General features: G+C 43.2%; 13 protein-coding genes. 7 read left to right on the top strand and 6 right to left on the bottom strand.

The window, feature by feature from the left end:
* The 5 genes from ACOOFG_RS04775 to ACOOFG_RS04755 form a co-directional block, all read right to left on the bottom strand.
* Nucleotides 1–1,308 carry a V-type ATP synthase subunit B gene (locus ACOOFG_RS04775; RefSeq protein ID WP_420422498.1) on the bottom strand — a complete coding sequence of 436 codons (1,308 nt, stop codon included), beginning with the start codon at nt 1,306–1,308 and terminating at the stop codon, nt 1–3.
* Nucleotides 1,309–1,324: 16 nt separating this feature from the next.
* Nucleotides 1,325–3,094 carry a V-type ATP synthase subunit A gene (locus ACOOFG_RS04770; RefSeq protein ID WP_420422497.1) on the bottom strand — a complete coding sequence of 590 codons (1,770 nt, stop codon included), beginning with the start codon at nt 3,092–3,094 and terminating at the stop codon, nt 1,325–1,327.
* A gap of 4 nt (nt 3,095–3,098) precedes the next feature.
* Nucleotides 3,099–3,875, bottom strand: a complete 777-nt coding sequence (locus ACOOFG_RS04765; protein WP_420422496.1) for a DUF2764 family protein — start codon at nt 3,873–3,875, stop codon at nt 3,099–3,101.
* Complete coding sequence (locus ACOOFG_RS04760; protein WP_420422495.1) at nt 3,875–4,504, bottom strand: V-type ATP synthase subunit E; 630 nt, start codon at nt 4,502–4,504, stop codon at nt 3,875–3,877. The genes ACOOFG_RS04765 and ACOOFG_RS04760 overlap by 1 nt, the downstream gene beginning before the upstream one ends.
* 61 nt (nt 4,505–4,565) lie before the next feature.
* Nucleotides 4,566–5,420, bottom strand: coding sequence for an esterase/lipase family protein (locus ACOOFG_RS04755; protein WP_420422494.1), 855 nt, complete (start codon nt 5,418–5,420; stop codon nt 4,566–4,568).
* A 125-nt stretch (nt 5,421–5,545) separates the two neighbouring features.
* Between ACOOFG_RS04755 and ACOOFG_RS04750 the strand changes: the two genes are divergently transcribed.
* The 7 genes from ACOOFG_RS04750 (at nt 5,546) to ACOOFG_RS04720 (ending at nt 9,531) form a co-directional block, all read left to right on the top strand.
* Nucleotides 5,546–5,824, top strand: a complete 279-nt coding sequence (locus ACOOFG_RS04750) for a hypothetical protein (RefSeq protein ID WP_420422493.1) — start codon at nt 5,546–5,548, stop codon at nt 5,822–5,824.
* 24 nt (nt 5,825–5,848) lie between these two features.
* On the top strand, nt 5,849–6,577 hold the full coding sequence (locus tag ACOOFG_RS04745) for a hypothetical protein (protein ID WP_420422492.1): 729 nt from the start codon (nt 5,849–5,851) through the stop codon (nt 6,575–6,577).
* Nucleotides 6,578–6,580: 3 nt separating this feature from the next.
* The gene (locus ACOOFG_RS04740; RefSeq protein WP_420422491.1) at nt 6,581–6,844 is read left to right on the top strand and encodes a hypothetical protein; all 264 of its coding nucleotides are present in this window, start codon (nt 6,581–6,583) and stop codon (nt 6,842–6,844) included.
* The gene (locus ACOOFG_RS04735; protein WP_420422490.1) at nt 6,841–7,341 is read left to right on the top strand and encodes a hypothetical protein; all 501 of its coding nucleotides are present in this window, start codon (nt 6,841–6,843) and stop codon (nt 7,339–7,341) included. The genes ACOOFG_RS04740 and ACOOFG_RS04735 overlap by 4 nt, the downstream gene beginning before the upstream one ends.
* 42 nt (nt 7,342–7,383) lie before the next feature.
* A complete protein-coding gene (gene tal, locus ACOOFG_RS04730; RefSeq protein ID WP_420422489.1) occupies nt 7,384–8,334 on the top strand; it encodes a transaldolase in 951 nt (316 codons plus the stop codon).
* A 394-nt stretch (nt 8,335–8,728) separates the two neighbouring features.
* The gene (locus ACOOFG_RS04725; RefSeq protein ID WP_420422488.1) at nt 8,729–9,163 is read left to right on the top strand and encodes a hypothetical protein; all 435 of its coding nucleotides are present in this window, start codon (nt 8,729–8,731) and stop codon (nt 9,161–9,163) included.
* Nucleotides 9,164–9,291: 128 nt separating this feature from the next.
* A complete protein-coding gene (locus tag ACOOFG_RS04720) occupies nt 9,292–9,531 on the top strand; it encodes a hypothetical protein (protein WP_420422487.1) in 240 nt (79 codons plus the stop codon).
* Between the two features lie 55 nt (nt 9,532–9,586).
* Here ACOOFG_RS04720 and ACOOFG_RS04715 read toward each other — a convergent pair whose 3' ends face one another.
* Complete coding sequence (locus ACOOFG_RS04715; protein ID WP_420422486.1) at nt 9,587–11,263, bottom strand: ShlB/FhaC/HecB family hemolysin secretion/activation protein; 1,677 nt, start codon at nt 11,261–11,263, stop codon at nt 9,587–9,589.
* Between the last annotated feature and the right edge of the window lie 16 nt (nt 11,264–11,279).

Raw genomic sequence — 11,279 nt, 5'->3', positions numbered from 1 at the left:
TTACTTTCCTTGATTGGGCCAGTATTTGTTGACGAGTTCTTCTTTAATTCCGACTTCATGCGGCTCAAAGCATTCTGCTAAAGTTGCCCAGCCTAAATTGAGGGCTTCTTCTAGAGGAATGTTCACCTCGAGATTCATCATCCGATCTTCAAAGAGATGTGAAAACTCAAGCAACTTTTGATCCCACTTCGAAAGGCGGAAACCCATGCTTTGTCTTTCACGTGCTTTTTTCGATTCTGCATAGAGGCGGATTTGTGCATTGGCGATATCGCCATGGTCTTTACGAGTCACCTCTCCAATGACTTGCTGTTTCAAACGAGAAAGAGAACCAAATGGATCGATTCGACCTCCGTGAAGGTAGAACTGCCCCTCTGTGATATAACCCGTGTTATCAGGAACTGGGTGGGTCACGTCGCCACCAGGCATTGTTGTCACAGAAATCACAGTAGTGGATCCACTTCCGTCGATGTCGACCGCCTTTTCATAGCGAGATGCTAAATCTGAGTAAAGAGATCCTGGATAACCTCGGTTTGAAGGAACTTGGTCCATCGTGATCATGATCTCTTTGATCGAGTCAGCAAAAGCAGTCATATCAGTCAGGAGAACGAGAACATCCTTGTCTTGAACGGCAAATTTTTCCGCGCATGCCAAAGCCATATCGGGAACGAGCATACACTCAACAGCAGGGTCAGTTGCTTTATGAATGAACATGATTGTCTTTTCCATCGAACCCGACTTTTCCGCATTGTCGATAAATGCTTGGTAGTCGTCATAGCGAAGCCCCATTCCACCAATGATGACGATGTCGGCATCGGTTTGGTTGGCAATCCGCATGAGAAGTTGGTTGTAAGGCTCACCAGCAATCGAGAAGATCGGAATCTTTTGCGACTTCACAAGGCAGTTGAAGACGTCAATCATCGGAATATTCGTATTGACAATTTGGTGAGGCACAATCCTTTTAACTGGGTTAAATGAAGGCTGCCCAATGTTGATTTTGTCTCCAATAACTTCAGGTCCATCATCGATAGGTTCCCCAGATCCATTGAGACGTCTGCCCATTAAAGACGCACTACAAGTTGCCTGCATACGATGATTTAAAAAGCTAACTCGGTCACCCGTAGAAACCCCTCGGGGATTTTCAAATGCTTGCAATGTGATTTTTTCTCCATCGATGCTGAGAACAGAGGCATGTGTGGTGTCTCCATTTTTGCGATGGATTTTTGCCAGCTCACCAAGCTTGATCCCTTTTGCAATGACGGTGATCAAGTTTCCTCGAATGTCAATGATTCTATCGTAAACTTTTTTCATGTAAGCTCCTATTCACCTATGCGCTGGCATTTTCTACTCTTGACTCGATGGAATTATAAGCTGTCTGATAACCATCCGAGCCAAAAGGCATGAAGTTCATATTTTTAATATCGTTTTGCAAACTTAAGAAGTAGTTGCGTGCCTCATCTGGTCCTGTAAACGAGAAGTCTGTTGCAAAGATTCTTTGTATGAGATCAAAGAGGATGATTTGTCTGTCGAGCGGACAGTACGCATCTTCTTTATCAAAGGCGTTTTGTTGAAGATAACAAAACTCATAGAGTTCTGACTTCAAATAAACGATCATGTCATCGATTGTGATCCCCTCTTCACCGACAACTTCCATCCGCTTTCCAATTTCATCCCCTTCACGTAGGATTTTGGCAGCACGACGGTTTTTTTTCGCCCACCCTTTGACTTTCTTTTGCAAGTCAAGGCTGACATCATCGATGTATTTCGACCAAGAAATGAGAGGGTCAATCGCTGGATAGCGGCGTGCATCGGAGCGTTGTCGCGAAAGCCCAAGAAAAGCTCCAACAGATGCTAAAGTCGCTTGGGTGACTGGTTCTTCGAAGTTTCCACCGGCAGGTGATACTGTTCCTGCAATGGTCATCGACCCTTTTGAACCGTCTTTCATCAGAATCACACCTGATCGCTCATAAAAGCTGGCAATCCGGGATGCCAAATAAGCTGGAAAGGCTTCTTCTCCAGGAATCTCTTCGAGACGTCCTGACATTTCACGCATCGCTTGCGCCCATCGAGAAGTCGAATCGGCAAGAAGGAGGACATTGAGTCCCATCTGACGATAGTACTCGGCAATGGTCGCTCCCATGTAGACCGAGGCTTCCCGCGCCGCAACCGGCATCGAAGAAGTGTTACAGATGATGACCGTACGGCTCATCAGCGATTCATTCGTATGAGGATCAGTCAAGTGGGGAAAGGTCTTTAAAACTTCAACAACTTCCCCTGCACGTTCACCACACGCTGTGACAACAACGAGGTCAACTGATGAGTACTTTGAGAGATGGTGCTGCAGAACTGTTTTCCCTGCTCCAAATGGTCCAGGAGTACAAAAGGTTCCTCCCTTAAGAACAGGAAACTGCGTATCGATGATGCGACATCCTGTGTCCATCATCTCGGTCGCTTTAACCTTCTTTCCTTCCATTAATGCGGTTTTAACCGGCCACTTTTGCATCATCGAAATGGAATGCTCATTCCCCTTTTCATCCTTCACTTTCGCAATTGCTGTATCAACCGTGTACGAACCGGGTTTGACAACCCATGTGACGGTGTATTTTCCTCGCATGGAGAAAGGAATCATGATTTTATGATGGAACCGCCCTTCCATTGTCGTTCCAAGCGTCTCTCCGCGCTCTAAAACGTCACCGACTTTTGCTGTGGGTTGGTAATCCCAATGCTTGGTGCGGTCAAGAGAGGGAATGTAGACGCCTCGTTGCAAGAAAAGGCCTGATGCATCTGCCACCCGTTCTAGAGGGTTTTGCAAACCATCAAAAATAGAACTGATCAATCCTGGGCCGAGTTCCGCTTCAAGAAGATGAGATGAAAAACGAACTGGTGTATTGAGTTCCACACCATGAACATCTTCAAACACCTGCAGTTTTGCGATGTCACCTGCGATTTCGATCACCTCAGCCTTCAGGGAAACTCCTTCCACCTGAATCATGGCCACTTCACCCTGGCGAACATTTCCTTGAAACTTCACCTGAATCAGGTTTCCAAAGGCCTTGACGACTTTGCCTGTTGCTGTATCTTGATTTTCTTGTGTCATCTTCTTATCCTAATTCTTTTACAATCCCATTCAGCTTCTGATTGCCCTGATGGTCATTTAACTGGTTCCAATCTTGCACAAGCATGTATTGGACAAAGTACCCCAATGCATAGTCTGCAGAGTAGGGGTGATCTTGTACTTCATCTTGCAAGCGATTAAAACGGTAGTTGGCTAAAACCTGATACTGATCCATTGGATGGTCTTTAGCCTGTTTCACCTGCTCGTCAAAATCCTGATATTCGAAAGGAAACTCAAATTGAGGGCTGTCCTTTTGCGCCAAAAGATGAGCCACTAAGGGATCATGAAAATCCTCATATTGGAGCTCTTTTGAGAGATCTCGCTGCGTCCGCTTAGATCGGAATCCGATCATCAAAAGACGCCATTCCCTTTCAAAGTTGAAGTAAAAGGATAAAAAGCCCTTTTCCTTCTGTTCCATTTCTCGAAAAAACTTCACATACACGCTTGAGAAATGGCGGATTTGATCAGCAGTCTGTTCATACTCGTCCAAGTGTTCGTAAAGGTATTCTAGAAGTCCTTCACGAGTCACAAGAGCCTGATCGAGCTCTTTTTCTGACATATTTCCCCGCTCATCCAAAGGCACCTTTTGCAGCAGGTGTTTCACATTTTGGAGGTCGATAAAACTTCGAATCTTGGCGATCTTTTTGAAATCCCGCGCAGCCATGTTGTCTTTCAAGAGAACGAGCAGGTCCTCAAAGTGGAGTTCGGGAGCCATTCCAAGTTTTAAGGGAGGTAAAACACTACCAAGAAAAAAATAACTCATTACGCGTTTCCAAAGAAGGCCAAGCGAAAGTCATCTCGTACAAAACTCGCAACGAGAGCTTTCAGTGCATCATCGGTCATATCGATCGTGATATTATGATCGACAATTCTCACTTCAGCGCCCCCCTCAAACTCGCCGATTTTTACACTTTTTTCCTTAAGTTTTTCAGTAATTCCCTTCACAAGTGCTTGATTCACCGCTTTGGGTGACACTGCTGCAGGAATCAGCGCTTCTAAATTTGTATCAAGGCCCTCTTTTTCGATTCCTTTAACGATTGCTGAAATGAGTTCGGCTAAAATGTGAGGATCTTGGGTTCCTTTTTCAATCCAGCTGCTTAGCTCTGAAATGAAGAGTTTTTGTTCAATTTCTTGCTTGAGAGTCGACAGACTTTTTTTACAGGCCAAGTTCATTGAAGATTCGAAAACATTGCGCTCTTCTTCAATTTTCTTCTGAGCCTCTTGATGCACTTTTTGTGCTTCGCGTTTGGCTTCTTCGACAATCTTTGCCGCTTCTTCGCGCGCCTGATGAACGATTGCATCTGCTTCCTTCTTTGCTGGGTCTAATGTTTCCCGCTTGAGGACTTCGCAAATCTTTTTAACTTTATCTTTTCCTGTATCAACCGACTTCATATCTTATGCTGACCTTTTAATTGTAGCTTCCAACTGACGATACAGAAAAAAACGATAAAAATCAACCCAATACCAATTGGACAATCTTTTTGTGGACTTCTTGGTTGTGAAGAAGTTCAACGTGACCACAGTCTGCTTGATAATAGGGATTCGAAGAACGATCCGGGATGATTAAGTCACGCAATCCATCGATTTCATAAATCTTTGACAGCATGTCCTCTGGCAATTGGTCCCGCTCTTCAGATAAAAGAGGCGATCCTAAACGAATCATCATATGGATTTCAGGGCGAAAGGCTTCCCACTGTTTAAGCTGAGTGCAATATCCTTCATCTAGCTTGAACGTGTCTGGAGGAAGACCTGCATAAAGAGAAAACTCTGCTCCTCGGGAGTGGCCAATCACAATCACTCGAGGGATTTTTTCTCCATAAAGTTGACGGATTTCTTCTAACTTGGCTTCAAAGAGAGGAATATCTTCATCTGTGAGTTCCCCATCATGAGAATTTAAGGTAAATACATTTGGAATTCCTTTTTCTTGAAGGGTTTTGGCAAGCTCTACCCAGACTGCTTGATTGGATCCTTTTCCATGTAAGAGAAGAATCGCAGGCTTGCCTTTTTGCTCTTCAGTCAAAGTTGTAGGGTTCAAACCATAGTGCTGAAATGTCTTTTCTTTTCCAGATGAGAGCCAATACCCCATAAAGAGTGCACTACGCGTTTCTGCTAGGATTGCGGCAAGCGCATTCGCCGTTTGTCTCCACTCATAGAAACGTAGGAAGTAAACCAGTCGAGCCACGGTTCCATAATACAAAGATTGAACAGTGTGAGTCACTTGTTCCCACATCGTTGTTGGCTCTGGAAGTTCCCAAACAGGCATAGCAAGTGTATCACTATCAATTGCTGTTGGTTCTCTGACAGTCATGACTTTTCTCCAAAGTTGGAGCGTCAAAGATAACAAAGCGAAGAAAAAGATTCAATTTAGACTTTACCAGAAAACAAACTTGAGGCAGTATTGACTCTTTAAAAGATTTACTAACGGAAACTTTGATGAAGAAAGTCTCGAAAGTTTTATTGGCTTTTATCTTTGCAATGGCACCCCTCCATCTATCTGCAACAGATCAAGCACCTTCTGACTGCGACTATGAAGCTAACAGAGCCTATAAAGACGTCGACTGCGAACCTTTAGGTTACGGTTCGGATAAAGCTGCTAACTCCACCATCAGCATGTCGATGATAGGTTGGGGACTAGGGTTAGCTCTTGCGATAGCGCTTGTTGCAGGGATTATTCATCAAAGTGCTTCAACCCACTCCGGATCGCATTCGTAGCATCCCTCGGGGAAGGAAAAAATAATGAAAAGGTTTTTACTTCTTTGTGCTCTCTTCTCCACCTCAGTTCTCTGCTCGGATCAACCCCACTTCACTTTTTTCAAACCGCCCTCAGGATGGCTCATGTCCAACCCCACCCATCATGAAGATGGGCTTAAGATCGGGTTTGTGCAATCGCAGCGAAAAATCTTCACCCCTGCCATCAGTCTCTACATTGAAAAGATCCCTTGTGATGAAAAAACCTATCTAGACGCCGTTTTAAAAAATCACCGCTCTGACATCACTAAAAGCGTTCGTGAGCTTGGGCTTCTTCAAACCAAAAGCGGCAAATCACACCTTTTGCAAATCGATACAAAAAGTAACTGGGGCAAAATTCGGATTCTTCAATCTATCCTCGTTAAAGACGGCTACGCCTACATCCAAACAGCTACAAGTCTACGAAAAGACTTTCTAAAAATTAACCAAGAGCTCTTGAAAAGCTTCCAATCTTTATGTGTTGCAGAAGACCTCCCTTCTACTCTAGAAAATCATGAAGAGTTCGACAAAAAACTCACGATTCTTTTCAAGAGTTGGAAAAAACATCTCCAGATTGCAAAGGGAGAAAAAGAAGAGCTATTTAAAGCAAATTTCTTTCAAAGAAATCAATGGGTGCCATTTACGGAGTACATCACCCAAAACTATGAAGATTTTGGCATTTGTTGGCAGATTTTGGCCATTCAACATGTCAAAGAACAACTAATGAGGATACATTAAAAAATGAAAAAATGGACGTCTTATCTTGGAATGCTTTTGCTTTCTTCAACACTCATTGCAAATGAGCCCGATCCAACAGAAATCCAACTCGAAGACGATCCATCAACCGAGATCATCACCCCTTCCTGGGCAGTAGATCCTATTGGACCTCCTTATTCTACAAAAGAGCCCTCTCCAGAGATGATGCAAAATAAGAAAGCTGCTGCAGTAGTCATCGGTCTCTTGGTTTCAGGTCACAATACTGGAAAACACGCCCCTTCTTCATGAAATTCCCTCTACTGCTTCTGCTCTTTATCCTTTCAAGCTGCAGTCACAAAGAACCATGGCAACACTCAGCCATTCGCAATACCGATCCCAACTATGACATGGCAAAACTCTCCTATGAAGCTGAATCTCTCAATCGTGGCATTCGTCTTGAGCTGATCCGGCAGAGTCAAACAATAGAGGGCTATTTAAATGTCCTTACTTTTAAAATTCCCCCTTATCGAGACAATCCCCACAAAGCCGAAGTCTCCCTCCTAGCAAATGGATTGGAATTTTCCTTTTTGATTGATCGCTTAGATGGAGGGCAACGCCTTCACCTTTCAGAGAAAGCTCTTGAGAAACTCATTGAGCTCTTTCAAAGTTACGAGGAAGTCACAGTCCACATCGCACATTACACTCAAACCTTTCGCTCAGCCACTTTCGACAAACAGTATCGAAAACTCTGCTCTCAGCCTCCTCGTCTCATGCCCGAAAAGTTTGTGACCTTTGAACTTTATTAAGAAAAACTTTATTGCTATGATTAATAGAAATGAGGAGTCCATATGTCAAAGTTCGATCATTTGAAAGAAATGACCACGATTGTCGCCGATACTGGTGAAATTGATGAGATCAAAAAATACAAGCCTACCGATGCCACAACTAACCCTTCACTGATTCTTAAGGCTGCAGAAATTGAAGAGTATAAACCTTTGATTGAAGAAGCTATCAAATATGGTAAGGCCAATGGAGGAAATAACCCTCTCGAACTAATCATCACGAAGGTCTTTGTCAACTTTGGCGTCGAAATCCTCAAAATCGTTCCTGGACGTGTTTCAACAGAAGTCGATGCTCGCCTCTCTTTCGATGTTGAAGGGAGTGTCAAGAAAGCACACCAGTATATCCAACTCTACAAAGAAGCCGGCATTGAAAAAGAACGAGTCCTGATCAAACTTGCTTCCACTTGGGAAGGTGTCCAAGCCGCACGTCAGCTTGAACAAGAAGGCATCCACTGTAATATGACTCTCATGTTTAGCTTGGCTCAAGCCATTGCCTGCGCAGAAGCCAATGCAACTCTCATCTCCCCTTTTGTAGGCCGTATTCTCGACTGGTACAAAAAAGCTGAAGGAAAAGATGGCTACCCACCAGATGAAGATCCTGGTGTCCTCTCCGTCACAAAAATCTTCAACTACTACAAGAAGTTTGGCCACAAAACCCAGATCATGGGCGCCAGCTTCCGCAATATGGATGAGATCATTGAACTAGCTGGGTGCGACCTACTCACGATTGCCCCCAAACTCCTCAAAGAGCTCTCCGAAGCCGAAGGTACCGTTCCCCGTAAGCTATGCCCAGACAAAGCCCAAGAAATGGATCTTGAAAAGCTCAACGTTGATGAGAAAGCCTTCCGATGGATGGTCAATGACGACGCCATGGCCACAGAAAAACTGGCAGAAGGGATCCGGAACTTTGCCAAAGACACCGTCAAGCTTGAGAAGATGATCGAATCACTTATGTGAAACTTTTTATAATCCGTTTAAGATAAAGCACTTGAGCCAAAGAAAACACCTTAAGCTGCTAGTTTTTAATGACTTGACTTTCTTTGCAATAAAATAACACTATGTTAAAATTAATTTACAGAAGAGATTCATCTCTTCAAATCACCCAATAAATTGTTTCTATTGGTTTCATAATATAGTCATAGACAGAATATGAACAATCAAATGGGCATATGATCACCTTTCTCAGGAAGGGTTTTACATGTATGCAACGTTCTATTCTGGTGACTATGGAAGAAACTCACTTTCAACTATTTCCAAGTCAATCCAGAGATTTTTTAGGTTCAATTGATTTTCACAATCTGTTGTGAAAATGAGTTGAGTTTAAGAACAAACAAAAGAGTATGGGAAAAATATGGACATTCAAAGTATTAGTGCTCAAGATGTTGGCTCCAAAATTGATGGGCAAAAAAGCCAAGCCACAGCATCTGACAGCGCCACAGCTACTCTAAATCAACAACTTAGCGAACTTATGGATACTGCTAAGAGTCACTTCTCTTCAATGAGTGATAAGCAAAAGGGGCATGCCATCGTGGATGGTTTAAAAGTGTCTAAAAAGATAGGAACAGTCGGAGTTAAACATCGAGATGATATCGAACATCCTCAGGCTGCTGCAAAAGCTGCAAATGCTCTAATTATTGCTGATGATGGGATGGCTAATTATGGAATTTTTCTCGCAGAGAAAAATGGAAAAATTTCTCCTCACGAAGGGGAAGAGCTTCAGTCGAAATGTGAGTACACAGCTACACTACTCGAAAACTCAGTCGATAACTGGGCTAACAGCCAATAAAAAGCTTATGTCCCCTACTCTGGTGAGCCCTTTGGGTAGGGGAAAATTTTTAGGTTCAATTGAGTTTCACAGCCTATTGTGAAAATGAGTTGAGTTTAAAAAGAACAAAGAGAGTATGAGGAAAAAATATGGATATTAAAAGTATTAGTGCTCAAGATGTTGGCTCCAAAATTGATGGGCAAAAAAGCCAAGCCACAGCATCTGACAGCGCCACAGCTACTCTAAATCAACAACTTAGCCAATTACTAGATACTGCTAAGGATCAATTTACATCTCTGGATAATGGTGGGGATTTCACTAGGCAAAATGCTCAAACTAGAATCTCCCAATTCTTAGACTCCTTTCATATACCCACAAAGCTAGGCTAACAGCTATTAAAGAACGCTTATTCATGATCCACTCTATTGAAAAACAATGGGGTGATTAGTAACTCGCAACGACTCCAAATTCAAAGCGCCAACGCGTGTGGTTATCTGAAAAGACGGGCTGCCAAACTTTGTAACCTAAGTCTCCTCGGAAAGTGATGTTAGGCCCTATAAAATATCTCACACCAGGGCCTACGCCCATTAAATTATCATGATTGGTTTCTCCAGGAAATGTTTCATGGTTCCAGCCATAGGCATAATCCCAGAAGACGAGGAAAATAAGTTTATCCTCAAGGGACTTTCTCTTGAGTTTTCGAATGACATGAATAGGAGGAGAACGGAATTCAATGTTGAGAATCACAACATTGTCATCATTAACTTCTCTCACTTGATAGCCTCTTACCGTATCCCAGCCCCCTAGACCGTATTGCTCACTTGCAAGCAGGTTGGTGCTTGAAAGTTGCATGCGAAAACGACTTTCAATTGAAAAATCATAAGGAAGGCAAAAGGTCGGAGCAACGGCAATCCGCGTGTAGATGTAGGTGTTATCTGCACCTTCTCTTAGTGATTCATAACGTGAGCGACTTTGATCAGGAAGCCAATCTCCTGGCGACACGTACGCTTCAATGGTTCCTGAGACTTTATACCAGCTTGTTTCATAGCCCCCATTGTATCCCAACACAAATTGAGTGACATTGACCGAACGATCGAAAAAGAGGTCACCATCTTGATCAATGCTTGTATTGGTACGTTTGTAATCAAACCCGAAGAGAAAGTCATGCAAGTAATCTCTCCAAGTCGGGAGAGGAATTTCATAGCGCATGCTCGCTTGTGCACTATAACCCTTTGTTCGCTGATTTGGAGTGTCAAGATCGGCTTTAACATGAGAATACCCCCCATACAACACAAGGGTGTGGCGCCATGAAAGGGGCGCAGTGTAGTTAACGGAGTGGGAATAGTAATTGTTGTAGTTGCTTCCAGAGGTAAATTGGTAGGATAAGATATGATCTAAACCAAACGCATTCCCCCAATTAAAACCTGCAAAGTAACGGGTTCTTCCTGTATCTCTTATCCCTGTGTTATCTGCTCCAGCATAGACTCGCAGAGGAAAACGGTCTTCTGTGACGAGTTCAATATCTGTTAAACCATTTTGCGCAGAAGGAGTGAAAATGGAGTTGGTTTGACGGAAAGGATTTCGGTTCATCCATTCTAAGTCTTTAATCAAGCATTCGATGTCAACAGGTTGATTGGGCTTTGCTTGAATGTATCCGATTAATCGTTCATTTTTGAAATGTTTGTTACCAGTTGAGCGAATCTCTCCGAGTTTTCCCTGATGGACTCTAAGTGTCAAAAATCCATCTGAAACTTTTTGGGATGGGACTTCAATAAAGACAATGGGATAATCGTAACGGCGATAGAATTGAATGATCGCTTCTTTAATTCGATAAATACTTTCCTCTGTGACAGGAGATCCCAAGAAAGGCTCTAAAAGACGCTGTAAGGTATCTTCCGGAGCTGGGAGATTGAGCTGACGAATCGTAATACCATATTCATGTGTATCGCGAACCCACCCTTTTTCTCCAATGACAGACACTCCCTTTAAGTCGGTCGCTAAGATCTCATGTTGCCCTTTCATTTCCTGTGAAGGAAGATTGAGAGGTTGTCGATCTTCCAACGCAATTAAAGCGCTTGAGAAGCAGATAGCAGTGGTAAAAAGCTTACAAACCAAATTCATCGTAAAACACGGATTA

The sequence above is a fragment of the Simkania sp. genome, from assembly GCF_965215465.1.
Taxonomy (GTDB): domain Bacteria; phylum Chlamydiota; class Chlamydiia; order Chlamydiales; family Simkaniaceae; genus Simkania.
This window is presented reverse-complemented; position numbering and strand designations above follow the sequence as displayed.